This window comes from Methylobacterium sp. J-001, from assembly GCF_022829565.1.
Classification (GTDB): domain Bacteria; phylum Pseudomonadota; class Alphaproteobacteria; order Rhizobiales; family Beijerinckiaceae; genus Methylobacterium.
This window is the reverse complement of the sequence record NZ_JAKSYN010000051.1, coordinates 75,213-99,848: the sequence shown is the minus strand read 5'-3', so window position 1 is coordinate 99,848 and position 24,636 is coordinate 75,213. Positions and strand designations below refer to the sequence as shown.

25 protein-coding genes are annotated in these 24,636 nt (G+C 69.4%); 19 read left to right on the top strand and 6 right to left on the bottom strand.

Annotated elements, in window-relative coordinates:
• The first annotated feature begins 35 nt into the window (after nucleotides 1–35).
• The 10 genes from MKK65_RS05570 (at nucleotide 36) to MKK65_RS05525 (ending at nucleotide 10,272) form a co-directional block, all read left to right on the top strand.
• Nucleotides 36–1,253 (top strand): ABC transporter substrate-binding protein, encoded by a 1,218-nt coding sequence (locus tag MKK65_RS05570; RefSeq protein WP_058190150.1) that lies wholly within the window; start codon nucleotides 36–38, stop codon nucleotides 1,251–1,253.
• Between the two features lie 36 nt (nucleotides 1,254–1,289).
• Nucleotides 1,290–2,177, top strand: a complete 888-nt coding sequence (locus MKK65_RS05565; RefSeq protein ID WP_243956147.1) for a branched-chain amino acid ABC transporter permease — start codon at nucleotides 1,290–1,292, stop codon at nucleotides 2,175–2,177.
• 23 nt (nucleotides 2,178–2,200) lie between these two features.
• Nucleotides 2,201–3,187 carry a branched-chain amino acid ABC transporter permease gene (locus tag MKK65_RS05560; RefSeq protein WP_243956146.1) on the top strand — a complete coding sequence of 329 codons (987 nt, stop codon included), beginning with the start codon at nucleotides 2,201–2,203 and terminating at the stop codon, nucleotides 3,185–3,187.
• Between the two features lie 90 nt (nucleotides 3,188–3,277).
• Nucleotides 3,278–3,631, top strand: a complete 354-nt coding sequence (locus tag MKK65_RS05555) for a hypothetical protein (RefSeq protein WP_058190153.1) — start codon at nucleotides 3,278–3,280, stop codon at nucleotides 3,629–3,631.
• 78 nt (nucleotides 3,632–3,709) lie between these two features.
• The gene (gene mutL, locus MKK65_RS05550; RefSeq protein WP_243956145.1) at nucleotides 3,710–5,668 is read left to right on the top strand and encodes a DNA mismatch repair endonuclease MutL; all 1,959 of its coding nucleotides are present in this window, start codon (nucleotides 3,710–3,712) and stop codon (nucleotides 5,666–5,668) included.
• A gap of 37 nt (nucleotides 5,669–5,705) precedes the next feature.
• Nucleotides 5,706–6,911 (top strand): acyl-CoA dehydrogenase family protein, encoded by a 1,206-nt coding sequence (locus tag MKK65_RS05545; RefSeq protein ID WP_243956143.1) that lies wholly within the window; start codon nucleotides 5,706–5,708, stop codon nucleotides 6,909–6,911.
• Between the two features lie 64 nt (nucleotides 6,912–6,975).
• Nucleotides 6,976–8,154, top strand: a complete 1,179-nt coding sequence (gene bktB / locus MKK65_RS05540) for a beta-ketothiolase BktB (RefSeq protein WP_243956141.1) — start codon at nucleotides 6,976–6,978, stop codon at nucleotides 8,152–8,154.
• Between the two features lies 1 nt (nucleotide 8,155).
• Nucleotides 8,156–8,923: an SDR family NAD(P)-dependent oxidoreductase gene (locus MKK65_RS05535; RefSeq protein ID WP_243956139.1), complete on the top strand. Its 768-nt coding sequence runs from the start codon at nucleotides 8,156–8,158 to the stop codon at nucleotides 8,921–8,923.
• A 3-nt stretch (nucleotides 8,924–8,926) separates the two neighbouring features.
• On the top strand, nucleotides 8,927–9,937 hold the full coding sequence (locus MKK65_RS05530) for a phosphotransferase family protein (RefSeq protein WP_243956137.1): 1,011 nt from the start codon (nucleotides 8,927–8,929) through the stop codon (nucleotides 9,935–9,937).
• Nucleotides 9,938–9,939: 2 nt separating this feature from the next.
• A complete protein-coding gene (locus MKK65_RS05525) occupies nucleotides 9,940–10,272 on the top strand; it encodes a DUF6285 domain-containing protein (protein WP_243956129.1) in 333 nt (110 codons plus the stop codon).
• A gap of 4 nt (nucleotides 10,273–10,276) precedes the next feature.
• Here the strand turns inward: MKK65_RS05525 and MKK65_RS05520 are convergent, their stop codons facing one another.
• Nucleotides 10,277–11,929: an AMP-binding protein gene (locus tag MKK65_RS05520; RefSeq protein ID WP_243956127.1), complete on the bottom strand. Its 1,653-nt coding sequence runs from the start codon at nucleotides 11,927–11,929 to the stop codon at nucleotides 10,277–10,279.
• Between the two features lie 233 nt (nucleotides 11,930–12,162).
• Between MKK65_RS05520 and MKK65_RS05515 the strand changes: the two genes are divergently transcribed.
• The 4 genes from MKK65_RS05515 (at nucleotide 12,163) to MKK65_RS05500 (ending at nucleotide 14,904) form a co-directional block, all read left to right on the top strand.
• Nucleotides 12,163–12,702: a phasin family protein gene (locus MKK65_RS05515; protein ID WP_058190559.1), complete on the top strand. Its 540-nt coding sequence runs from the start codon at nucleotides 12,163–12,165 to the stop codon at nucleotides 12,700–12,702.
• A gap of 38 nt (nucleotides 12,703–12,740) precedes the next feature.
• Nucleotides 12,741–13,637: an alpha/beta fold hydrolase gene (locus MKK65_RS05510; RefSeq protein WP_152997386.1), complete on the top strand. Its 897-nt coding sequence runs from the start codon at nucleotides 12,741–12,743 to the stop codon at nucleotides 13,635–13,637.
• A gap of 384 nt (nucleotides 13,638–14,021) precedes the next feature.
• A complete protein-coding gene (locus tag MKK65_RS05505; protein ID WP_243956125.1) occupies nucleotides 14,022–14,474 on the top strand; it encodes a helix-turn-helix domain-containing protein in 453 nt (150 codons plus the stop codon).
• Nucleotides 14,475–14,553: 79 nt separating this feature from the next.
• Nucleotides 14,554–14,904, top strand: a complete 351-nt coding sequence (locus MKK65_RS05500) for a cupin domain-containing protein (RefSeq protein WP_409565366.1) — start codon at nucleotides 14,554–14,556, stop codon at nucleotides 14,902–14,904.
• 7 nt (nucleotides 14,905–14,911) lie between these two features.
• Here the strand turns inward: MKK65_RS05500 and rsmD are convergent, their stop codons facing one another.
• The 4 genes from rsmD to MKK65_RS05480 all read right to left on the bottom strand — a co-directional run bounded on the left by rsmD (nucleotide 14,912) and on the right by MKK65_RS05480 (nucleotide 17,972).
• The gene (gene rsmD / locus MKK65_RS05495; protein ID WP_243956124.1) at nucleotides 14,912–15,469 is read right to left on the bottom strand and encodes a 16S rRNA (guanine(966)-N(2))-methyltransferase RsmD; all 558 of its coding nucleotides are present in this window, start codon (nucleotides 15,467–15,469) and stop codon (nucleotides 14,912–14,914) included.
• Nucleotides 15,466–17,397, bottom strand: coding sequence for a pseudouridine synthase (locus tag MKK65_RS05490; RefSeq protein ID WP_243956122.1), 1,932 nt, complete (start codon nucleotides 17,395–17,397; stop codon nucleotides 15,466–15,468). Before MKK65_RS05490 ends, rsmD begins: the two co-directional genes overlap by 4 nt.
• 129 nt (nucleotides 17,398–17,526) lie before the next feature.
• Nucleotides 17,527–17,703 (bottom strand): DUF1328 domain-containing protein, encoded by a 177-nt coding sequence (locus tag MKK65_RS05485; protein ID WP_082643075.1) that lies wholly within the window; start codon nucleotides 17,701–17,703, stop codon nucleotides 17,527–17,529.
• A gap of 77 nt (nucleotides 17,704–17,780) precedes the next feature.
• Entirely contained in the window at nucleotides 17,781–17,972 is a 192-nt protein-coding gene (locus MKK65_RS05480) for a CsbD family protein (RefSeq protein WP_058190163.1), read from the bottom strand.
• Between the two features lie 171 nt (nucleotides 17,973–18,143).
• On the opposite strand from MKK65_RS05480, the gene MKK65_RS05475 reads away from it, so the two are divergent.
• Both MKK65_RS05475 and MKK65_RS05470 read left to right on the top strand, forming a co-directional pair.
• Nucleotides 18,144–18,611, top strand: coding sequence for a nucleoside deaminase (locus MKK65_RS05475; RefSeq protein ID WP_243956192.1), 468 nt, complete (start codon nucleotides 18,144–18,146; stop codon nucleotides 18,609–18,611).
• Nucleotides 18,612–18,669: 58 nt separating this feature from the next.
• Nucleotides 18,670–19,374 (top strand): SDR family NAD(P)-dependent oxidoreductase, encoded by a 705-nt coding sequence (locus MKK65_RS05470; RefSeq protein ID WP_243956120.1) that lies wholly within the window; start codon nucleotides 18,670–18,672, stop codon nucleotides 19,372–19,374.
• A gap of 7 nt (nucleotides 19,375–19,381) precedes the next feature.
• On the opposite strand, the gene MKK65_RS05465 is transcribed toward MKK65_RS05470, so the two are convergent.
• Entirely contained in the window at nucleotides 19,382–21,154 is a 1,773-nt protein-coding gene (locus MKK65_RS05465) for an outer membrane beta-barrel protein (RefSeq protein ID WP_243956118.1), read from the bottom strand.
• A gap of 332 nt (nucleotides 21,155–21,486) precedes the next feature.
• On the opposite strand from MKK65_RS05465, the gene MKK65_RS05460 reads away from it, so the two are divergent.
• The 3 genes from MKK65_RS05460 to MKK65_RS05450 all read left to right on the top strand — a co-directional run bounded on the left by MKK65_RS05460 (nucleotide 21,487) and on the right by MKK65_RS05450 (nucleotide 24,426).
• Nucleotides 21,487–21,990, top strand: coding sequence for a MucR family transcriptional regulator (locus MKK65_RS05460; protein WP_058190166.1), 504 nt, complete (start codon nucleotides 21,487–21,489; stop codon nucleotides 21,988–21,990).
• Between the two features lie 109 nt (nucleotides 21,991–22,099).
• The gene (locus tag MKK65_RS05455) at nucleotides 22,100–23,098 is read left to right on the top strand and encodes a LacI family DNA-binding transcriptional regulator (protein ID WP_279596529.1); all 999 of its coding nucleotides are present in this window, start codon (nucleotides 22,100–22,102) and stop codon (nucleotides 23,096–23,098) included.
• Nucleotides 23,099–23,250: 152 nt separating this feature from the next.
• Nucleotides 23,251–24,426 (top strand): MFS transporter, encoded by a 1,176-nt coding sequence (locus MKK65_RS05450; RefSeq protein ID WP_243956114.1) that lies wholly within the window; start codon nucleotides 23,251–23,253, stop codon nucleotides 24,424–24,426.
• Nucleotides 24,427–24,636: the final 210 nt, after the last annotated feature.

Genomic DNA, 24,636 nt, shown 5'->3' with positions numbered 1-24,636 from the left:
GGGGATCCGCTGCGCCGCCGGAGGATAGGAAGACCATGTTCGGACGTCTCATCGGGTCCGTCTCCCTCGCCGCCCTCGCCGGTGCCCTGATGGTGGGCGGCGCGAGCGCGCAGACGAACGTAAAGATCGGCATTCTGGGCGACCGTTCGGGCGCCTATTCCGATATCAGCGGCGAGGGCTCCGTGGTCGCCGCGAAGCTGGCGGTCGAAGATTTCAAGCCGGCCGAGCATGGGCTGAAGGTCGAGATCGTCTCAGCCGACCATCAGAACAAGCCCGATGTCGGTGCCGCCATCGCCCGGCAATGGTACGATCGCGACAACGTCGACATGATCACCGACGGCGTCACCTCCTCGGTGGCCCTGGCGATCAGCCAGGTGACCAAAGAGAAGAACAAGGTCTTCATCGATACCGGCGCCGGCACCGCCGACCTCACCGGCCCGCAATGCACGCCGAACACCATCCATTGGGTCTACGACACCGTGGCGCTCGCCAACGGCACCGGCGGCGCCATGGTCAAGCGCGGCGGCAACACCTGGTTCTTCCTCACCGCCGACTACGTGTTCGGCCAGACGCTGCAGCGTGACACCAGTGCGGTGATCACCAAGAACGGCGGCAAGGTCGTCGGCTCGGTCAAGACCCCGTTCCCGACGTCGGATTTCTCCTCATTCCTGCTTCAGGCCCAAGGGTCCGGCGCCAAGGTCATCGGGCTGGCCAATGCCGGTACCGACACGATCAATTCGATCAAGCAGGCCGGTGAGTTCGGCATCACCGAGGGTGGTCAGGCGCTGGCCGGCCTCCTGGTGTTCTCCTCGGACGTGCACTCGTTGGGCACCAAGGTCGCGCAGGGCCTCGTCCTCACCGAGCCGTTCTACTGGGACCTGAACGACCAGACCCGGGCCTTCTCGGACCGGTTTTCCAAGCAGATGAAGGGCAATTCCAAGCCCACCGCCAACCATGCGGGCGTGTATTCGGACGTGCTCCACTACCTCAAGGCGATGGCCGAGATGAAATCGACCGCCGACGGCGCCGCCGTCGTCGCCAAGATGAAATCCATGCCCACCGACGACCCGCTGTTCGGCAAGGGTACGATCCGCGCGGACGGGCGCAAGATCCACGACATGTACCTGTTCGAGGTCAAGAAGCCCTCCGAGTCGAAGGGCGAGTGGGACCTCTACAACAAGCTCGAGACGATCCCCGGCGATCAGGTCTTCCGCCCGCTGGGCGAGGGCAACTGCCCCCTGGTCAAGGGCTGACGGTGCGGCGCCGCGGACGGCCATGAGGGGCGAGCGATGACCACGATCTTCGGCGTGCCGACCCAGGCGCTGTTCGGGCAGTTGCTGCTCGGCCTGATCAACGGCTCGTTCTACGCGATCCTGTCGCTCGGGCTCGCGATCATCTTCGGGCTCCTGAACATCATCAACTTCGCCCATGGCGCCCTCTACATGATGGGCGCCTTCGTGGCCTGGATGCTGCTGTCCTATGTCGGGTTGGGCTATTGGTGGGCGCTCGGTCTGGCGCCGCTGGTGGTCGGCGCCTTCGGTATCCTGCTGGAGCGGGTGCTGATCGCCCGGCTGTACAAGCTCGACCATCTCTACGGCCTGCTCCTGACCTTCGGGCTGGCGCTGATCATCCAGGGCCTGTTCCGCAACCAGTACGGCGTTTCGGGCCTGCCCTACGCGATCCCGGCGGAGCTGTCGGGCGGCCAGCGCCTGCCGTTCATGTTCCTGCCGAACTACCGGGCCTGGGTGGTGGTAGCCTCGCTCACCGTCTGCATCGCCACCTGGCTCGTGATCGAGAAGACCAAGCTCGGTGCCTATCTGCGCGCGGCCACCGAGAACCCCACCCTGGTCCAGGCCTTCGGGGTCAACGTGCCCCTGTTCCTGACCCTGACCTACGGGTTCGGCGTGGCGCTCGCGGGCTTCGCCGGCGTGCTCGCGGCGCCGATCTACTCGGTGAATCCGAATATGGGCGCCGACATCATCATCGTGGTCTTCGCCGTGGTGGTGATCGGCGGCATGGGCTCGATCATCGGCTCCGTGATCACCGGCTTCGCGCTGGGCCTGGTCGAAGGCCTGACCAAGGTGTTCTACCCCGAGGCCTCGGCCACCGTGATCTTCGTGATCATGGTGCTGGTGCTGCTCGTCAAACCCGCCGGCCTGTTCGGGCGCACGGCCTGATCGCGATCTTAGGGACGAATTCCATGGCCGACACCGCCGCCATCGACGTCGCACCGATCGCCGCCGCGCTGCCGATGCGCCGCGACGACAAGGCGCTGCACCGGATGATCTTCGTCGGCATCGCACTGCTGCTGATCGCGGCGCCGCTGGTGCTCTATCCGGTCTACCTGATGAAGGTGCTGTGCTTCGCGCTGTTCGCCCTCGCCTTCAATCTGCTGCTCGGCTACGGCGGCCTGCTGTCCTTCGGCCACGCCGCCTATTTCGGCATGGCGAGCTATCTCTGCGCCTACACGGCCAAAAGCCTCGGCTTCACCCCGGAGCTGGCGATCCTGTCGGGCACCGTCACGGCCGCTTTGCTCGGGCTGATCTTCGGCTCGCTGGCGATCCGCCGCCAGGGGATCTACTTCTCGATGATTACCCTGGCCCTTGCCCAGATGGCGTTCTTCTTCTCGCTGCAGGCCAAGTTCACCGGCGGTGAGGACGGCATCCAGGCGGTGCCGCGGGGCCATCTGTTCGGGGTGTTCAGTCTCGCGGACGACCGGGCGATGTACGGTCTCGTCTGCGTGATCTTCATGGCGGGGATGCTGCTGATCTACCGGATCATCCACTCGCCGTTCGGGCAGGTGCTCAAGGCGATCCGGGACAACGAGCCAAGGGCGATCTCGCTGGGCTACCGGGCCAACCAGTACAAGCTCGCGGTGTTCGTCCTCTCGGCGACCCTGGCCGGGCTCGCGGGCTCGACCAAGGCGATCGTGTTCCAGCTCGCCTCCCTCACCGACGTCCATTGGTCGATGTCGGGCGAGGTGGTGCTGATGACGCTGGTGGGCGGCATGGGCACCGTGTTCGGTCCGATCGTCGGCGCGCTGGTGATCGTCACCATGGAGACCTACCTGGCGCAATTCGGCGCCTGGGTGACGATCATCCAGGGCTGCGTCTTCGTGCTCTGCGTCCTGCTATTCCGCGAGGGGATCGTCGGGCTCGTCGCCAAGCTGATCCGCAGGCCTCTGTGACACACGTCCATGCCGTGCGCGGCCCAGGCCGTTGACGCTTCGTTAACCAAGGCACCTCAACCTGCAGTTCCCAGGCTGACAGGTTTGACCATGACGAAGACCCAGCCACTGAGCATCGACGATCCCGCGGTGGATTGCCCGATCCCGCCCGAAACCGTCGGCCAGTTGATCAAGGCCGACGCCGATACGGCGTCCTATATTCTCGACGGCATCCCCGAGGCGACCCGGGCACGCCTCGCCGTCTGGCTGTATGGCCGCAGCCACACCCACGAGATCGGCGTGCGTGTTGCGGCGACCTGCGACGGCGCCATCCTGCGCCGAACCGCCGGCCTTGTCGGCAATGCGCTCTATGATGCGTCCCGCCGTCCCTACAAGGCGCCGAGCCACGGCGCCCGGCCCGCTGGCAGCCGCATCTCCCTGGGTGGCTCCAGCCGCCGCGCCTGAGCGCCGCGGCTTTGCGACGCCAACGCTGTCACCCGGGACCCTAGGAGCGCCGTCCCCCGCGGGCTATCGTGCGCCTCGATGTCCGCCCCCCATCCCGTCATCCGCCGCCTGGACCCGATCCTCGTCGACCGCATCGCCGCGGGCGAGGTGGTGGAGCGCCCGGCTTCGGCCGTGAAGGAGCTGGTCGAGAACGCCATCGATGCCGGCGCCCGCACGATCGACGTGGTGGTGGAGAATGGCGGCCGTCGGCTGATCCGGGTGGTCGATGACGGCCGAGGCATGAGCCCGGACGACTTGGCTTTATGCATCGAACGCCACGCGACCTCGAAGCTCCCGGGCGGCGACCTCTCGGCCATCGACACGCTGGGATTCCGCGGCGAGGCGCTGCCCTCGATCGGCGCGGTGTCGCGCCTCGCGATCACCACACGCCCCGAGGGCGCCGAGGCCGGGGCGAGCCTCACCGTCGAGGCCGGGTTGAAGGGGCCGGTGCGACCGGCTCCGGCCCAGCGCGGCACACGGATCGAGGTGACCGAGCTGTTCGCCGCGACGCCGGCCCGGCTGAAATTCCTGAAATCCGACCGGGCTGAGAACGCCGCCATCGCCGAGACCCTGCGGCGGCTCGCCGTGGCCCAGCCCGGCATCCGCTTCACCCTGAAGGCGGATGCCGGCCAGCCGCTGCTCCTGCCCGCCGAAACCGGGCCGGAAGCGGAACTGCGTCGCCTGACCGCGGTGCTCGGGCCAGATTTCGCCGCCAACGCCCTGCCGGTATCGCTCATCCGCGAGAGCTTCTGGGTCACCGGCCATGTCGGCCTGCCGACCTATCACCGGGGAGCGGCCGGCTACATTCATCTCGTGGTCAACGGCCGCCCGGTACGCGACCGGTTGTTGCTCGGCGCGGTGCGCGGGGCCTATGCCGATACCCTGGCCTCCGACCGACACCCCGTGCTCGGGCTCGCCATCGCCTGCGATCCCGACCATGTCGACGTCAACGTCCACCCGGCTAAGACCGAGGTGCGGTTCCGCGAGCCGGGCCTGGTGCGGGCGCTCGTGGTCAGCGCGATTCACGACGCCCTGCGCCGGGGCGGGGCGCGCTCGGCCACGACCGGCGCCAGCCGGACCCTCGACGCCCTGCGCCCGGCCGGCCCGGCGCTCGTGCCCCATACCGGCGCCGCGGCGCCGAGCCTGTTTCGCTCTGCGCGGCCGAGCTTCTTCCCGGCAGGCACGCCGTCCGTGGCCGCGCCTTCGGGCTACCGCCCGCTGGAGAGCTGGCGTCCGGCCCCCGGGGCATCCCTCGAGAATGCGGAGCCGGTCTTCGGGGAGCCGCAGGGTTTCGGCGAGGCGGCGCAGGCCGCGTTCGTGGGCCCGGCGGATCTGACGGCCCCGCCCCAAGCCGATGTTCGCACCGATTCCGAGGCGGCCGAGGCCGTCGACCATCCCCTCGGCGCCGCCCGCGCCCAGATCCACGAGACCTATATCCTGGCCCAGACCCGGGACGGCCTCGTCATCGTCGATCAGCACGCCGCCCACGAGCGCTTGGTCTACGAGCGCATGAAGGCGGAGCGGGCCCGCGGCGGCATCGCCCGCCAGGGCCTCCTGATCCCCGACGTGGTCGAGATGAGCGCGGACGCGGCCGAGCGCCTGATCGCCGCCGCTCCGGATCTCGACCGGCTCGGCCTCACCATCGAGGCGTTCGGGACCGGCGCCGTGCTGGTGCGCGAGGTCCCGGCGGCCCTCCTCGGCGCCTCGATCCGCGACCTCGTGACTGACATCCTCGACGCCCTGGAATCCAGCGGCGACGAGGAGGGCGGCGCCCCCGCCACCGAGGGCGGCCCGCTCGGTCGGCGTCTCGACGCGGTGCTCTCGCGCATGAGCTGCCACGGCTCGGTTCGCGCCGGACGGCGGCTCCGGCCGGAGGAGATGAACGCGCTGCTCCGCGAGATGGAAGCGACGCCCAATTCCGGCCAGTGCAACCACGGCCGTCCGACGTCGATCGAGTTGAAGCTGTCCGATATCGAGCGGCTGTTCGGCCGCCGGTAATGTTCCCGCGCACAGGCACCCATTGGAGCCCGCGACCATGGATTTCACCATCTCCCGCCGTGTGGAGGATTACCGCGCGCGGATCGCGGCCTTCGTGGACGCGCAGATCCTACCGGTGGAAGCGGATCGGTCGGCCTATGATGGGCACGGCAATATCAGCCTCACCGAACTGGCGCGGCTGCGCGGGCTCGCGAAGGCCGAGGGGCTGTGGTGCCTGCAACTGAAGGCCGAGACCGGGGGCGCCGGGCTGAACAAGGTCGGCATGGCGGTTTGCTACGAGGCGATGAACCGCTCGATCTTCGGGCCGGTGGTGTTCAACTCCGCCGCCCCCGACGACGGCAACATGATGGTGCTGGAGAAGGTCGCGACCCCGGCCCAGAAGGCGCGCTGGCTCGACCCGATCGTGCGCGGCGAGGTCCGCTCCGCCTTCGCCATGACCGAGCCGCATCCCGGCGGCGGCTCGGATCCCGGCATGATCCAGACCCGGGCCGAGCGGCGGGGCGACACCTACGTGGTCACCGGCCGCAAATGGTACATCACGGGGGCCGAGGAGGCCGCCCACTTCATCCTGATGGCGCGCACCTCCGACGATGCCCGAAAGGGGCTGACCGCCTTCCTGTTCCACAAGGACCAGCCCGGCTGGGAGATCCTGCGCCGGATCCCGATCATGGGTCCGGAGGAGCATGGCGGCCATTGCGAATTGCTGTTCGACGGGCTGGAGATCCCAGCCGAGAACGTCCTGATGAACGAGGGCGACGGCCTCAAGCTGACCCAGATCCGCCTGGGCCCGGCCCGGCTGACCCACTGCATGCGCTGGCTCGGCCTGTCAAAGCGCTGCGTCGAGATCGCCCGGGCCTACGCGGGCGAGCGCCACGGCTTCGGGATCCGCCTCGCCGACCGGGAGAGCATCCAGCTGATGCTCGGCGACCTCGCCATGCGGATCGAGATCGGCCGGCTGCTGGTGATGAAGGCCGCCTGGGCGCTCGACCAGGGGAGTTTTGCTCGCAAGGAGGTCTCGATGGCCAAGGTCCACGTCGCCAACCTGGTCCATGCGGCGGCCGACATCGCTATCCAGATCAATGGCGCCCGGGGCTACTCCACCGACACGCCGCTCGAATGGATCTATCGCTACGCCAGGCAGGCCCGGCTGGTGGACGGCGCCGACGAGGTCCACAAGATGGTGCTCAACCGCAATCTCGAGGCCGAGGGCGATGCGTTCTGGACTTGGGGTGTCGAGGCGTAACCGGCGTGTTTTCGTCCGTGAAGTGAACCTCCAACCCACCCCCTCATCCTAAGGTCCAAAAAGAATGACCGATGTCGTGATCACCGGTGCGGTGCGCACCGCGATCGGCACCTTCGGGGGCTCGCTCGCCGCAATCCCGCCGGCCGAGCTGGCAGCCCAATGCGTCGCGGAGGCGCTGAAGCGCTCAAGGACTGCCCCCGAAAAAGTCGGCCATGTGGTGCTCGGCCACGTCATCCCGACGGAGCCTCGGGACGCCTACATCGCCCGGGTCGCGGCCATCGAGGGCGGGGTGCCCAAGGAGGTGCCGGCGCTCACGGTTAACCGCCTGTGCGGCAGCGGCCTGCAAGCGATCGTCTCGGCCGCCCAAGCGATCATGCTGGGCGACGCCGAAATCGCGGTGGCCGGCGGCGCCGAGAGCATGAGCCGCGCGCCGCACCTCCTCAAGACCGGTCGCTTCGGCCAGCGCATGGGCGATGCGGCCCTGGTCGATTACATGGTCGGCGTGCTCAACGACCCGTTCGGCCACGGCCATATGGGCGTCACCGCCGAGAACGTCGCCGCGCGCTACGGCATCTCCCGCAGCATGCAGGATGACTTCGCCGCCGAGAGCCAGACTCGGGCCGCGCGAGCGATCCGCGAGGGCCGGTTCCGCGAGCAGATCCTGGCCGTCGAGGTCCAGCGCAAGCGCGAGACCGTGGCGTTCGACACCGACGAGCACCCGAAGGCCACCAGCGCCGAGGAGCTCGCCAAGCTCCGCCCGGCCTTCTCCAAGGCCGGCAGCGTCACTGCCGGCAACGCCTCGGGGCTCAACGACGGCGCCGCGATCGTGGTGCTGGCGAGCGCGGCCGCGGCCGAGCGGGACGGGGCGAAGCCGCTCGCGCGGATCGTCGGCTACGCCCATGCCGGGGTCGATCCGTCCGAGATGGGCATGGGGCCGGTGCCGGCGGTGCAGCGCCTGCTGGAACGGACCGGCCTGCGCGCGGCCGATTTCGACGTGATCGAATCCAACGAGGCCTTCGCGGCCCAGGCCTGCGCGGTCGCCCGCGCCCTCGATCTCGATCCCGGCAAGGTCAACGTGAACGGTGGCGCCATCGCGCTCGGACATCCCCTCGGCGCCACTGGGGCGATCGTCACCGTGAAGGCGCTCTACGAGCTGGCCCGGGTCAACGGCCGCTACGGGCTCGTCACCATGTGCATCGGCGGCGGCCAGGGCATCGCCATGGCGATCGAGCGGGCGCACTGAGATGGCGGACCTGTTCGATCTCACCGGCCGGCACGTGCTGGTCACCGGCGCCTCGAGCGGCCTCGGCCGGCATTTTGCGGGCACGCTGGCCAGGGCCGGCGCCCGCCTCTCGCTCGGCGCCCGCCGCGCCGACGCGCTCGCCGAGACCGTCGCGCGGGTCGAGGCTGACGGCGGCGAGGCGCACGCCATCGTCATGGACGTGACCGACGCTGCCAGCGTCGAGCAGGCCCTCGACGCAGCCGAGGCGCGGTTCGGCCCCGTGGCAGTGCTGGTCAACAATGCCGGCGTCACGGCCACGAAGCCGGCCCTCGATCTCGCGGAGGCCGACTGGGACTTCGTGCTCGACACGAATCTCAAGGGCGTCTGGCTGGTGGCGCAGGCGACCGGGCGGCGGATGGTCCGGCACGGCGCCGGCGGCGGCATCGTCAACATCGCCTCGATCCTCGGCCTGCGGGTCACGGGCGGGCTCGCGGCCTACGCCGCCTCGAAGGCCGGGGTGGTGCAGCTCACCAAGAGCCTGGCGCTGGAATGGGCCCGCCACGGGATCCGGGTGAATGCGCTCGCCCCCGGCTACATCGCCACCGAGCTGAACGACGCGTTCTTCGACTCCGAGCCCGGCAAGGCGCTGATCAAGCGCGTGCCGCAGCGCCGGCTGGGAAAGGCCTCTGAGCTGGACGGGCCGCTCCTGCTGCTGGCGTCGGAGGCCGGCTCGTACATGACCGGCAGCGTCGTGGCGGTCGATGGCGGCCACCTCGTGTCGGGGCTCTAGCCGATGGACCAGACACGGCTGCGCGACTGGATCGCCGGGCTTCTCGACGGTCCGGATCTCGTCGTCGAAGAGATCCGCCCACTGGGCGGCGGTTCGATCCAGGAAAACCGACTGGTCCGCTCCCGGATCGGCGACACGGCGCGGGCCTTCGTGCTGCGCATGGACGCAGCTGCCACCATCGCGTCGAGCCGATCGAGGTCGGACGAGTTCCGCATCCTCGAAGCGGTCTGGCAGGCGGGGGTGCGGGTGCCGGAGCCCGTCGGCTTCTGCGCTGACCCGGCGGTTCTGGGCGCGCCCTTCGCGCTGATGGCCCTGGTCGAGGGCGTTGGCCTCGGGCCGCGCATCGCCAAGGACCTGTCTCTCGGCGGCGACCGAGAAGTTCTCGCCGAGACGCTCGGCCGCGAGCTCGCCCGGATCCACGGCGCCCTCGATCCGCGCGAGCCCCCTGCCGCGCTCGCCTTCCTGGGCACGCCTGAGAAGCAGCCGGCACTCGCCGAGATCGCCCGGCTGCGCGCCAGCCTCGACGGGATCGGCGCCCAGCGCCCGGCGATCGAATGGGGGCTGCGCTGGGGCGAGGTTCGGGCGCCGGACTGCCCGGCGCCGACCCTGGTTCACCGGGACTTCCGAACCGGCAACTACATGGTCGACGGTTCCGGGCTCACCGCGATCCTCGATTGGGAATTCGCCGGCTGGGGCGACCCCGCACAGGATCTCGGATGGTTCTGCGCCACCTGCTGGCGCTTCGGCCGCCCCGATCTGGAGGCCGGCGGCATCGGCTCCCGGGCGGCGTTCTACCGGGGCTATACCGAGGAGAGCGGCCGGGCCATCGATCCCGCCAGCGTCGCCTACTGGGAGGTGATGGCGCATCTGCGCTGGGCGGTGATCGCCCTGGAGCAGGGCGCCCGCCACGTCTCCGGCCGGGAATTCTCCCTGGAGCTGGCACTCACCGGCCGGATGGTGCCGGAGCTGGAACGCACGATCCTGCGGGCGACCGCCCCGGAGAGCTGGAGCTGAGCATGCAGGACGAACCCTCCGGCGCCGCCCTCCTCGACGCCGCCCGCCGGGCGCTCACCGAAGAGGTCGTCCCGGGCCTCACCGGCCGTCCGCGCTACGTCGCCTTGATGGTCGCCAACGCAATCGGCATCGCCGCCCGCGAAATCGCGCAGGCCGATAGGTTGAAGGAGACTAGCACGCGGCTGCTGGGGAGCGTGGGCGATGACGGGCTGGACGATCTGGTCCGGGCGATCCGCGCCGGCGCGCGCGATGCCGATCCGGAGCTGCACGCCGCCTTGAGGACCGGGGCGGACGCCGCCGCCGAAATCTGGAAGCCGGCCAAGCCGGGCGCGTGACGCCTCAGAGCGCCCGGGCCTGCTCGCGCAGGACGAACTTCTGGATCTTGCCGGTCGAGGTCTTGGGCAGGGGGCCGAACAAGACGGTCTTGGGCACCTTGAACCGGGCCATCCGCTCGCGGCAGAACTCGATCAGCTCCCGATCGGTCGGGGTCGCCGCGCCCGGCTTCATCTCCAGGAACGCGCAGGGGCTCTCGCCCCAGGTGGCGTCCGGGCGCGCCACCACGGCGGCCAGCATCACCGCGGGGTGGCGCATCAGCACCTCCTCGACCTCCAGGCTCGAGATGTTCTCCCCGCCCGAGATGATGATGTCCTTGGCGCGGTCCTTGATCTCGACGGCCCCGTCAGGGTGCCAAACGGCGAGGTCGCCGGTGCGGTACCAGCCGCCCGCCAGCGCCTTGGCGGTGGCGTCGGGATTGCCGAGATAGCCCTTCATCACCGTGTTGCCGCGCAGGCAGATCTCGCCGACCGTCAGACCATCCTGCGGCACCGGCTGATCGGTGCCCGCGTCGACCACGACGACGCCCTCCATGGTTGCCAGGGCCACGCCCTGGCGCGCCATGCGGGCGTAGCGATCTGCATCCGGCAGATCGGCCCAGTCGGGCTGCTCCAGGCAGACGGTGGCCGGGCCGTAGCTCTCGGTCGCGCCGTAGAGATGCGTCACCTCGAAGCCGAGTTCTTCCATCGTGCGGATGATCGTCGAGGACGGCGCCGCCCCGCCCACTGCGCAGCGGACTCGCTGCCGGAACGGCACCCGGTCGGAGGCCGGGGCGTGGGCGATCATCGAGAGCACGATCGGCGCGCCGCAGAGATGCGTCACCCCATGCTCCGCGATCAGCGAAAAAATCGCCGCCGGCTCGACCTTGCGCAGGCAGATCTGGGTCGCGCAGGCGGCGACGCTCGCCCAGGGGTAGGACCAGCCGCTGCAATGGAACATCGGCAGGGTCCAGAGATAGGCACTCTCCGCCGTAAGCCCGAAGGTGACGGCGTTGCCGAGCGCCTGCAGATAGGCGCCGCGATGGCTGTAGACTGCGCCCTTCGGATCGCCGGTGGTGCCCGAAGTGTAGAGCAGGCAGAGCGACTGCCACTCGTCCGCCGGGCCGGGCCAAGCGTAATCGGGGTCGCCCTCCGCGAGCAACGTCTCGTAGGGAATCGCGCCGGCGATGCCGGTGGCGCCGATCTCCACCACCAGGATCGGCCTCGTCCGGTCGGCCAGCGCCTCGGCGGCGAGAGCGCCGTATTCCGCCTCGACGATCAGCACCCGGGCGCTCCCATGGTCGAGGGAGAACGCGATGGTCGCCGGATCGAGGCGTGTATTGAGCGGATTCAGCACGGCGCCGAGCATGGGCACGGCGAAATGCGCTTCGATCATCTCGGCGACGTTCGGCGCAAGGATCGCCACCGTGTCGAGCCGCCCGATCCCACGCCTCGCCAGCCCCGAGGCGAGGCGGCGGCAGCGCCCGTACAGATCGGCATAAGTCAGGCGCCGCGCCCCGTCGATCACCGCGAAGCGTGCGCCGACCGAGGCGGCGGCCCGGGCCAGCAGGCTGGCCGGCGTCAGCGGTACGTAATTGGCCCGATTGCGGTCGAGCCCGGTCTCGAATGGATGACGATCGGACTCCCGGGCGCCCGGGCCGGGCGGATCTGTCTCCGTCATCGTTCTGCCTTCTGATCGGGCGGCTGGCGTGGCGTACGCACTGTCCTGAGATGACGTCGCGTCCCGCCGGACTGTCAATCGGCCGGCCTGTTACAGGCGGCCTCGGTCATCACACCGCCACGCGGATGCCGAAACCTGTCGAGGCGATCCAAGGTGCTGTTACGCGGCGGCGGTTGACGACGGGCCCGCCCTGGCGGAATGCGATCTGGACGGTCGACGCGCGGGAGAGGCTTGTGAAGAACGACAACCTGCCGATGGTCTCGCCGCAGGCCGGGCGCGAGATGGCCGAGGGCAGCCTCGCACGGGTCCGCGACGCCTACGAACACTTTGCCGAAGCGGGCGAGATGGCGCTCAACGCCTTCGAGACCTCGATGGCACAGAGCTTCGACGGTTGGCGCTCGGTGATGGGCTCCAGCCGGGAAACGGCCCACCAGCTCTCCGACAGCAACGTGGCGGGCGCCCGCAGGCTGCGCGAGCAATGGGAGTCCGCAGGGGCGCGCCTCTACAACGCGTTCGAGGACAATGCCAGCCACACCCTGGCGGCGATGCGCGAGATCGGGCACCGGATGCTGGTCGCCTCCGACACCAATGTCCGCGCCTCCCTGGATTTCGCCGAGCGCCTTGCAAAGGCCGCCGATGCCCGCGAGGTGGCGGCCCTGCATGTCACGTTCATGCAGGAGCAGTCGCGCCGCCTGACCGACCAGATGGTCGACCTGCATCAGACCACCAGCCGCCTCGCCCGCGAGGCCGCCTCCCGCACCGAAACGCCGTGACTGCGCTCGGTGCCGAGCAGGAAGCGGGATCCGAGCCGATGCCGCGCCTGGATGACCTCAGCCATGCCGACGTGCCGTTCCGGACCGGTCATTTCGCCGCTTACGCACCGCAGGATTTTCATCGGATCGCCTATGTCGAATGGGGCGATCCGACCAGCCCGCACGTCGTGGTCTGCGTCCATGGCCTGAGCCGGCAGGGCCGGGATTTCGACCCGCTCGGCTACAAGCTGGCCCAGATGGGATACCGGGTCGTGTGCCCGGACCTGCCCGGGCGGGGCCTTAGCGGCTGGCTGAAGGATCCGGAACTCTACGGCCTGCCCCAATACGCCGCCGACATGGCGGCGCTGATCGGGCACCTACGGATCGAAGGAAAGATCGACTGGGTCGGGACGTCGCTCGGCGGTCTCACCGGCATGGTGTTGGCAAGCGCGGCGAACACGCCGATCCGCCGCATGGTGATCAACGATATCGGGCCGTTCCTGCCCTGGGCGCCGATCCGCCATATCGGGACCCGTCTGCGCGACGCCCCACGGCTCCACCACAACCTCGCATCCGGCGAGTCGCGCCTTCGGACCGTGCTGTCGGCTTTCGGGCCGCTGACGGACGAGCAGTGGCGCCACATCGCCAAGCACAGCTTCTTCCCCGAGCCCAACGGCGGCTGGCGTCCCCATCATGATCCGGCGATCGGTGACGCGTTCCGTCCGGGCCGGGTCTACAGCGTCAGCATGTGGCGCGACTGGGACGCGATCACCTGTCCGGTCCTGCTGCTGCGCGGCGCACATTCGGAGCTGCTCCTCGCTTCGACCGCCGACGAGATGACCCGGCGCGGCCCGCCCACCGAGCGGATCGAGATCCCCGATTGCGGCCACGCGCCCGCGCTGCTCGACGAGACGCAACTACGCATCGTCACCGACTGGCTCGGCCCGGCCGCCTGATCGGCAAGAATCCATGCGGATCGCTTCCGCGATTGCCTGCGTGCCATCAGTCTAAATGAAGCCGAATCACTTGCGCCGCAGGCAATCGTGCGAACGCGATCGGTGCCGAAAAGTCCCGGCCTGCGTAGTCCGGATTGCCAGACTTGATCGATCGCCGATCTCTGTGCCGGTCGCCTTGGGTTAATTGTGAAAACCAGGGTCCTTTGTTCATGCCGCACAGTCGCGCAAGCGTGACCATTCGTTGCGCACTCGGCTGCACTGTGGCATCAACATGCGTCACGTCTGGACCTTGGCCGTGTGATGTTGCACCTGTTGGTTGTGAGCGTCGGCCAAGGTCCGCACGCCTACGCCTGCAGCCACCTGACGAAGTCCGGACTTCCCACCATGTCCAACGCAACCCCCAAGCCGAAGCAGACCACGGCCATCGATCATGGGGTCGGCAGCCGCATCGCGTTCCTGCGTGCGGCCAACGGGCTGAGCCAATCCGCCCTTGCGAGCGCGTTGGGCGTCAGCTTCCAGCAAGTTCAGAAGTACGAGACCGGCAAGAACCGGGTCGGGGCCGGGCGCCTCCAAGCGATCGCCGAGCGCCTGGGCGTGCCGGTGTCGAGCTTCTTCGAGCCGGAACCGGAGGCTTCCACCGAGAACGGTCCGGCGCTGCTCCGCATCGCCGGCGCGGTGGAACTGCTCCGCGCCTACAATCAGATTGCCGACGACCAGATGCGCCGGGATGTCATTGCCCTGGTCAAGTCCGCGGCCCGGATCGGCCATGGAACCGCCTCCACCGACGCTGCTCAGCAGCATGTCGCGACCAACGGTGCGGCTGCGCCGTCGGCCTGAGTTCATGGGAGGAGCCGGTTGACCGGCTCCGCCGCACGGCACACGTCGTCTCGCGATCCTGACTCGGGAAATGACGGCGATGATGGCTGCGCTGACGAACCTTTTCGCCGATCTTGAGGGCGACGCGCCCGACGAGGTCGTCACGGTCCTGCACGCGGCACCCGGCCTGCGGGTCGAGCGCATCGTCTCGACCGGGCAGGCGAGCCCGCCGGGCTTTCACTACGATCAGCCGCAGGCGGAATGGGTGGCGGTCCTGGCCGGATCCGCCGAGCTGCGCTTCGCCGACGAGGCGGCACCGCGCCTGCTCACAGCCGGCGACACCCTCCTGATTGAGCCCCATCGCCGCCATCGGGTCGAGCGTACCGAGTCGCCGACGATCTGGCTCGCGATCCATTTCGGGCCGGAGGTGGGAGCGGACGAGCGCCCGTGAGTCCCACTCAGCCGGCGAACCGCGCCACCGCCACCGCCGTGTCGCCGTAGACGCGTCGCTCCAGCGGTGTGAAGCCCGCGGGCCATGCGAGCTGGACGGTTTCGGCCTCCTCCACCACCGCCAGGGCGCCGGGGGACAGCCAGGCCCCACCGGCCGCGCTCGTCAGCGCCAGGGGCGCCAGACCGCGATTGTAGGGTGGATCGCAGAAGACCAGCGAGAACGGCGCCGTGGTGCCGGCGGGGCCGAGGCGCGTTGCGTCGCGGCGGAACAGCCGCGTCACCCCCTCGGCGCCGAAAGCCTCGATATTCGAGCGAATCACCGCTCGGGCCTCGGCGCCCTCATCAACCAAGAGGGCATAGGCCGCCCCGCGCGACAGGGCCTCGAAGCCCAACGCGCCGGTCCCGGCGAACAGGTCGAGTACCCGTGCGCCGGAGACGACCTCGTCATAGGCGTGCGTCAGGACGTTGAAGAGCGACTCGCGGAGCCGGTCCGAGGTCGGCCGAATCGCGTCGGTGCGCGGGGTCGCGAGCTTTCGGCCGCGCCACGCGCCACCGACGATCCTCATCGACCGCGCGGCGGACGCCCACCGCCACCACCGCCGCCACCGGGTCTCGCGCCGCCGGGCTTGCCGCCACCCTTGAAGCCGCCCGGACGCCCGCCTGGCTTGGCACCGGGGCCCTTGCCGGCGAAGCCACCAGCGCTCTTGCCGGCGAAACCGCCGGGTCGACCGCCGGGGCGCGCACCGCCGCCGGGCTTCGGAGCGCCGAAAGCCGGCTTGCCGCCGGGGCCGGAACGCTCGCCACGGAAGCCGCTCTGGCCGCGCGGCGCGCCCTCGCCGGAGCGCTCACCACGGAAGCCGCTCTGGCCACGCGGTGCGCCCTCGCCGGAACGCTCACCACGGAAGCCGCTCTGGCTTCGTGGCGCGCCCTCGCCGGATCCACCGCCATAGGGCCGATCTCCGCGTCCAGCCGGCCGCGCATCACGGCGGTCGTCCCGGCGCGCATCGTCCCGCGGGCCGGACGCACCCCGGGCCGATTCGCGCGGTCCTGAACGGTCGCCGTAGCTCGGACGGTCACCCACGCTCCGATCGCCCCGCGGCGACGGTCCGCGGTTGCCCCAGCTCTCGCGATCCGGACGCCCCGCGGAACTCCGCTGACCGCCCTCAGGCGCGCCGCGGTCAGCGTAACGGCGCCGCGGCTTCTCCTCTGCGACAGGCTCGACCGGGCTTGCGGACAGGCGCTCGACCACGACCCGGCGATCGCCCTTCTGGAACGATCCGACACGCTCATGGCCGCGCTCGGCCGCGGCCGCCTGCGACGCGCGCGGATCTTCGCCCCGGCGCGGGACGCGGGCGGCGCGCGGCTTGCCGGATTCCTCGTCCGACCGCCAGGCGGATTTGCGTGGGCCGGACCCGGCTCCACCGGTGGAGACCCGGGGCGCCGGCGCGGGGCGGGCCGCGTTGCGGCCGGCGGCCGGCGGCCGCTCGACATGCCTCTCGGCCTTCTTGGGGCTGCCGAAGGCGCTGATCGGTTCGCGCACCGGGCTCTCGAAATCGACTCCGGCCTGCTCGGCCAGGGCCTTGCCGAGTTGGTCCTTGAGAACGCGCATGCGCACCTCCTCGACCAGGCCGACTTCCAGATCACCGAGCTGGAACGGGCCGAAGGACAGCCGGATCAGCCGGTTCACCGACAGGCCCAGATGCTCGAGGATGCGCTTGACCTCGCGGTTCTTGCCCTCGCGCAGCCCGAGCGTGAGCCAGAGATTGTCGCCCTGGACCCGGTCCAGGGTCGCCTCGACGGGGCCGTACTCCATCCCGTCGATGGTCACGCCGTTGGCCAGCGTGTCGAGCTGGGCCTGATCGGTGTCGCCGTGGGCGCGCACGCGGTAGCGGCGCAGCCAGCCGGTGTCGGGATGGGCGATCACCTTGGCGAGGCCGCCATCGTTGGTGAGCAGAAGCAGGCCTTCGGTGTTGATGTCGAGCCGGCCGACCGCGACCACCCGGGGCAGATCCTCGGGCAGGACTTCGAAGACCGTCTGGCGGCCTTCCGGGTCACGGGCGGTCGTGACGAGGCCGCGCGGCTTGTGGAAGATCCACAGGCGGCTGCGCTCACGCGCCGGCATGCGCTCGCCGTCGATCAGGATTGCGTCGTCGTCGGTGACGTTGCGGGCCGGTGACGTCAGGGTCTCGCCGTTGACGCTCACGCGGCCGGCCAGGATCATCGCTTCGGCGTCGCGCCGGGAGGCGATGCCGGCCCGGGCCATCGCCTTGGCGATGCGCTCGCCCGGTGGGGTCGGGGCGTCGGACTCGTCGGACGCGTCGGCGACGGGCTCAGCCACCGCTTTCCGGGGCGTGCTCGCCGCGGAAGCGCTCTCGAGCTTCGTCTCGGATTCGGCGCCCACATCGGTGGCGGGCGTCCAACGCTCGGTTCGCGTGGTCTCGGTGTCCGGCTGGGCGGAAGCCCCCGGGACATCGTCTTTCGGCAAGTCACTCATGTGCCGGCCTTACCAGAGCCGGCCCGGACAGGCGAGACGGGTTGAGCCGCGGCAAAGGAATATGCATCGCGCAAACAAAACGAGGCGGCCCGATAGGACCGCCCCGGTTCACACGCCGTCGGCGCGTCGTCAGAGTCTCGGGGATCGCCCGCGCATCACGCCGAACACGGCGGAGATCAGGAACAAGGCGATCGCCACGAAGAAGATGATCTTGGCCGCCTCGACGGCCGTGCCGGCGATGCCGCCGAAGCCCAGGAGCGCCGCCACGAGGGCGACGACGAGAAACGTGATAGCCCAACCGATCATGGCAACCTCGCGAAAGTCAGTCGGTTCGGGATCGGAACCCACCGTGGGTGGGTTCCGATCCGATCAGACGCTCGAACTCAGAGCTTGTCAGTGGCCGACTTAACGGCGCCCTTGGCATCGCCGACGGTGCTCTGGGCCTTGCCCTTGAGCTCCTGGGCTGCGCCGTCAGCCTTCATCTTGTCGTTGTTGGTCACGTCGCCCAGGCCCTGCTTGGCCTTGCCGAGGGCCTCGTTGGCGGCGCCCTTGATCTTGTCGGTGGTGCTGCTCATGGCGTTTCCTTCCGTCCAATCATCTCGCGGCGGCGCCGCAATCGAACTGGCAACAATGGCGAAGCGACGAATGTTCCAGGCATTAACATTGCCCTGGATCGGTCTCCGGCGCCGGGTGCTGCCAGCCCCGGCGATGGGGTGATAAACCCCGTGGCGATCGATCCGATCCAGATTGCTGAGCAAGAATCCGCGAGCGCCGTCGGGGCGTTCGACCAAGCTTTCACGGCGGCGCGCACGGCGGCCCGAGCCGGCGAGGTGCCGGTCGGTGCCGTCGTGGTCCGGAACGGCGCGGTGCTCGCGGTGGCCCATAATCGGCCCCGGACGCTGCATGATCCGACCGCTCATGCGGAGATTCTCGCGATCCGCGCAGCTTGTGCGGCCATCGGCGACGAGCGGCTCACCGGCTGTGATCTCTACGTCACCCTCGAACCCTGCCCGATGTGCGCCGGCGCGATCTCCTTCGCCCGGATCCGACGCCTTTATTACGGTGCGGCCGATCCCAAGGGCGGCGGGGTCGAGCACGGACCACGGGTGTTCAACCAGTCGACCTGCCATCACGCACCGGAGGTCTATGGCGGCTTTCGCGAAGCCGAGGCGGCTGAATTGCTTCGCGCATTCTTCGCAGAACGGCGTGATTAAGGACTTGAAGACCCGTGGCTCTGCCGCATCCTTGATGGAGCAAACGGAGCGTCCGCCCATGACACCGACCTATCAGCGCGCCCTGATCGTCGGGGCCGGCTCCGGCCTCAGCGCATCGCTCGCTCGGCTCCTGGCGGCGGACGGGTTGAAGGTCGGGCTGGCCGCCCGCAATGTCGACAAGCTCGCCGCCCTCGCGGCCGAGACCGGGGCGGCGGTCCAGGCCTGCGATGCGAGTGACCCGGGCGCGGTCGAGGCCCTGTTCGCCCGCCTGGAACCCGCGCTCGGCGGCTCGCCCGATGTGGTGGTCTACAACGCCAGCGGCCGGCTGCGCGGCCCTGTGGTCGATCTCGATCCGGCGGCGGTGGCGCAATCCCTGATGGTCTCGGCCTATGGCGGCTTCCTGGTGGCACAGGCCGCCGCACGCCGGATGCTGCCGCACCGGCACGGGGCGATCCTGCTCACCGGCGCCTCGGCGAGCCTGAAAGGCTTCGCCGGTTCCGCGCCCTTCGCCATGGGGAAGTTCGCCTTGCGTGGCCTCGGCCAGAGCCTCGCCCGCGAGCTGCAGCCCCAGGGGATCCACGTCGCCCACGTGGTGATCGACGGCGCCATCCGGAATCCGGCCCGGGGCGGTGAGCCGCCGGACGCTCCGGACAGCCATCTCGATCCGGACGCCATCGCCCGCGCCTATCGCGCCCTGCTGCGCCAGGACCGCAGTGCCTGGACCTCGGAGCTGGAGCTGCGCCCTTGGGTCGAACGCTTCTGACTGTGGCTCAGGGGTTGACCCGCAGGCCGACCAGGAAGGTGTTGTCGCGGAAGCTCGAACCGACCACCGTGCTGTCGATCTGCTGGTAGATGTAGGTACCCCGCAAGGTCAGCCACCGGGTGAACCGGTAATCGAGCCGCGCTGTGGCGGAAAACCCGTTCTCCCGGATGGTGCTGCCCTGGTAGTCGTTCTTCAGGAACGAGCCCCCGAACACGATCGACAGGTTGCGCAGCAGATCGTGCTGCAGCTCCACGGTCGCGACCTCGGTGAGGATGCCGCTCGAGCCCAGGATCGTGGTCTCCGTCACGCCCGTCGCGGCGGTGAACCGGACGGTGGTGAGCGGGCTCAGGGACCAGACCAGCGCGGCGTTGACCAGCGGCGCGTCGATCGCCCGTAACGACGGATCGACATAGGAGCGATGCTGGATGCCGGCCGAGATCTCACCCGTGACAGACCGCGCAAGTCCGAAGCTCGCCCCGACCATCAGGGCGATGCCGTCGGAATCGCGGCGGATACCGTTGGTGTCCCGGCGCAGATCGTAGACGCGGGTATCGCCCAGCAGGTCCACGAACGGACTGAGGTCCGGGCTGACCTCGTAGGCGGTGCGCAGCTGGAGGCTGTACTGGTTCAGGTTGCGATCGGCCTGGTTGATGGTCACGCCGTTCGCGAGCTGAGCGTTGTCGAATTGCGAGCGGTCGACCGAGCCGCGCAGGGTCACCGAGAGCCGGTTGAACGTCTCCGTCGCGCCCAGCGACGCACCGTAGACGGCCAGCAGCGGCCGGCTCGTCGCCGCGGCGGCCTGCAGGTTGGGGCTCGACGTGCGCTGCGTGTCGACCAGGAAGCGTCCCTCCGCATCGATGTGCAGATCGCGGCTGGCGTCGATGCGCAGGCGGACGGTGCCGTCCGCGGCCGGCCGGCTGGCCGCCTCGTTCTGGGGCGTCTCCAGATAGGAGCCGCGCAGTGCGCCCTGGAGCGAACTGGAGGACCAGTCGCTGCGGAAATCGACGGCGGCCTCGGTGCGCAGGGCCACCGATCCCCGGGCGGACTGCCGGTTGGTCTGATCCGGATTCGAGTCGTAGCCGAGGCTCTGTGCGAAGCTCGGCAGCACGGTGAAGGTACCGATGCGGTAGCCGATCGGTGCGTAGGCCGGATCGGTGGGGATCGGTCGAGCGAGGTCCGTACCGAGGATGAACCCCGGCGTGAGCAGGCCCAGGGCCGGGGTGATCGCGAACAGCGGCAGGACCGGGCGCGATGCCAGAAGCGGCTGTACCGGTACGCCCACCACGGCCTGCTGGACAACCGGCGTCAGGCGAAGCGCCGGAGCCGGCACCTGCGTCACCTCCTGGGTGACCCTGCGGGTCGCGGAGCCGAGACGGCGGGGCGGAGCGGCCCGGGAGCGCAGCAGGCTCGACGGCGTCCGGTTATTCGGCGCTGTTGTCGATCTGCCGGTGCGCTGACCGCTGTCGGTGATGCGGGTCCCGAGCTGCGAGAGCCCCGGCTGGCCCTGTGTGGGGATCGCGGGCGACAGCGGCGACCGCAGGCTGTCGCCGCCGGTCTGCTCGCCGCCGGTGACGCTTCCCCCCGATGACGTACGACCATCCTCGCGCGAGAGTCCGTCCGGAATGCGCCGCCGCAGGGCCGGGAGGCCGTTGGGTGCCGTGTCTTGCCCCAGGCCGGGATTGTCGGGCTGGCCGGTGACCGGGCTGATCGCATCGAAGCGCTGGGCCACGGCCGGCGATGCCGCAAACGCGAGCGTCAGGGCGGCGAGGGCGAGCCGCATCTCCTGCCGTCCTCGCCGATCAGCGTCCGCCATCCGCACCTGATCTTGGTCTCCACCGATGCCCCGCGCTCCATCAGCCGGGATCTACAGATCACGCCGCCGCCGCCGAGGTCGTCGGTATGGTTAATGTAAGCTAGCGCCGGCATGGTTAACGCGGCGTCAACGCCGAACCTTCGCGGCTCTTCCCACGTCGTTACAGTCGCTCTTAAATTCTGTCGTCTCGCAAAAGTAGCGATTGAGATGTTCTCCCAGATCCGGTATCGTATGCCAGAATTCGATGCGTTCCTTCAGGGATTCACCGACCCGGATAGTTGGCACGACAGAGGTTCAACGTGAGCGATAGCGCTGAAGCTGGGCAGTCCGAACACATTGAGCTGGCCGTCGATATCATCGCCGCCTATGTGTCGAACAATTCCGTTCCGCCCTCGGAACTTCCGGGCCTGATCGGTGGCATTCATGCCGCCCTGAACAGCCTCTCGGCTTCGGGGTCGTCATCGACGACCGTCGTCGAAAAGATGAGTCCTGCGCAGATCCGGAAATCGATTACGCACGATCATCTGGTCAGTTTCGAAGACGGCAAGCCCTACAAGACCTTGCGCCGTCACCTGACGCTGCGTGGGCTCAGTCCGGAGGCCTATCGCGACAAATGGGGTTTGCCGCGGGACTACCCGATGACCGCAGCGAGCTATTCGGCTCAGCGATCCGAGTTGGCCCGTGCCCTCGGTCTCGGTCAGCAGCGACGCAAGTCCCGCGGCCCGGCGACACCGGTCGCCGAGGATGCGCCGGCTCCAGCCGCCCCGAAGGCGCGCGGCCGCAAGAAGGCGCCGGTCGAGTAGGCTCAGGTGCTGTTTTCGCCGGTTCCGTTTGACAGGGACCGGACTCGACGTGACACGCCGGACGGAAGGCTGAGCTGAGCATCGTCCGCCACCGCGACGCACGTCGATCATGGTTTCGAAGCGCTATCCGACGTCGATCGAGGTTGCCCGTTTGGCCGGGGTCTCCCAATCGGCCGTGTCCCGGACTTTCACGCCGGGTGCCAGCGTCTCAGCGCGGACGCGCGACAAGGTGCTGGCCGCGGCAGAAACCCTCGGCTTCCGCCCGAGCCTGATCCCCAAGATCATGCTGACCGACCGGTCCGGCCTCGTGGCCCTGGTGGTCGGCGGTTTGGAGAATGCGTTCTACGCGCGCGTCGTCCAGATCCTCTCGTCGCGCCTGCGGGAGGCCGGCAACCAGATCCTGCTGGTTCCGGTCGATAGCGACTACACCCTGGACGCCGTGGCGGCCCGCCTGACCCAGTACCGGGTCGACGCGATCGTCAGTGCCCTGGCGGTGCTCTCGCCAGATGCGGCCGAAACGCTCTCCGCTTCCCGGATCCCGGTGGTCTCGTTCAACACGCCGGTGACAGCCGCACGGGTCGGCTCGGTGAGTTCCGACAACGTGCTCGGGGGCCGACAGGCCGCAGCGCTTCTGCACGCAACCGGCCTGCGCCACCCGGCCTTCATCGCCGGTCCGGCGGACAGCCCGGCCAGTACCGAGCGCCTGAGCGGATTTCGCCATGGCCTGCGGGAAGCGGGCCTGCCTGCGCCACGCGTGGCGGGGGCCGCCTATACCTATGAGGGCGGAGCCGAGGCAGCGACGCGGCTCTACGCCGAGGGTCCGGTCGATGGTCTGTTCTGTGCCAACGATCTCTGCGCGCTGGGAACGATGGACGCCCTGCGGCGCGCGGGTCGCCGCATTCCGGAAGACGTGCGGGTGATCGGCTACGACGATATCCCCGCCGCCGCATGGGGGGGCTACGACCTGACCAGCTTCGATCAGGATGTTCCGGCGCTGGTCGAGGCCGCTTTGGCGATGATCGCTCGGATGTCCATCGACGATGCCGCTGACGGCGAGCGCGTGCTGATCCCGCCGCGGCTGATGGAGCGCGGGAGCACCCGGGTCTGACCGGCACCATGTGAACCGCCTGCCGGATTGCCTGCACGCGGCGCAACGGTGCGTCGCGTTTGCATCGCTATGCAAAAATCCGTGAGGCTCCATCCTTGAGCAATGCTGCGTCGCACAAAGCGGCGTTTGGTGTCTGTCTCAAGGAGGCTGCCGTGCCGCCCCTGCCGATCCTCGCCCTTGCCGTCGCCTCATTCGGCATCGGCACCACAGAATTCGTCATCATGGGCCTGCTACCTGAGGTGGCCCACAGCTTCGGCGTCACCATCCCGCAGGCAGGCTATCTCGTGTCGGGCTACGCCCTGGGCGTGGTCATTGGCGCACCGATCGTGGCGATCGCGACCGCAGGGCTGCCCCGGAAAACCGCCTTGCTCGCGCTCATGGCGGTCTTCCTGATCGGAAATATCGGCTGCGCCCTGGCCCCAAGCTACGGCCTGCTGATGGCGGCCCGGATCGTCACTGCGTTTGCGCACGGCGCGTTCTTCGGCATCGGCGCTGTGGTGGCGCGGGATCTGGTGCCACGTGAGAAGCGCACGCAGGCCGTCTCTCTGATGTTCGCCGGCCTGACCCTGGCCAACGTGCTCGGCGTTCCACTCGGCACCGCCCTGGGGCAGGTCAGTGGATGGCGCTCGACCTTCTGGGCGGTGGTCGCGATCGGAATCGCCGCCGGGCTCGCGATCCAGACCTTCGTGCCCTCGGGCCTGCCCGGCACGCGTGGCGGCCTCGTGAAGGAATTCCGGGCGCTCGGCCGCTGGCCGGTGCTGCGGCCGATGCTGATCTCGACCCTGTCGTCGGTGAGCTTCTTCACGGTGTTCACCTACATCACGCCGTTCCTCACCGGCGTCACCGGCTTCTCGCCGCAAGGCGTCACGGGCGTGCTGTTTGCCGCCGGGATCGGCCTGACGGTGGGCAACCTCGCGGGCGGCCATTTCGCCGACCGGGGCCTGATGGCGACGATCATCGGCGGGTTCGTCGGCATCGTCGCGGTGCTGCTGATCCTGGCCGGGGTGGCCCACCATGCGATCCCGACCGTCGCCGTGCTGGTCCTGTGGTCGGGCCTCGCCTTCGCGCTGGTCTCGCCGCTACAGATCTGGGTGGTCGAGGCCGCGAGCGATGCCCCGAACCTCGCCTCCACGTTGAACCAGGGCGCGTTCAACCTCGGCAACGCCACCGGCGCCTGGATCGGTGGCGCGGCCCTGACGCTGGGGGCGGGCTACGACAAGCTCCCGCTGATCGCCGCCGCCGTCTCGATCCTGGGCCTCGGCCTCACGGTCACCGCCGTCAGCCGGACCGGCCGCCGGGTCTTCTCGGCCTCGGCGCCTGGCGCGTAACGACTGGTTCCGAGCGTCGGCCGCCGGCTTCGGGGTGCTCGTACAGGTGTGGGCTTGCGCCTCCATGCTCCCGCATCGCTCCATGCCGGCCGCGGTGCGCTCTCCTCCCCCTTGTGGGAAGGAGTTGGAGGCGGGGGTGGTGCCGGAACAGGCTCAGCGATCCCTTCTGAACCACCCCCACCCCTGACCCCTTCCCACATGGGGGAGGGG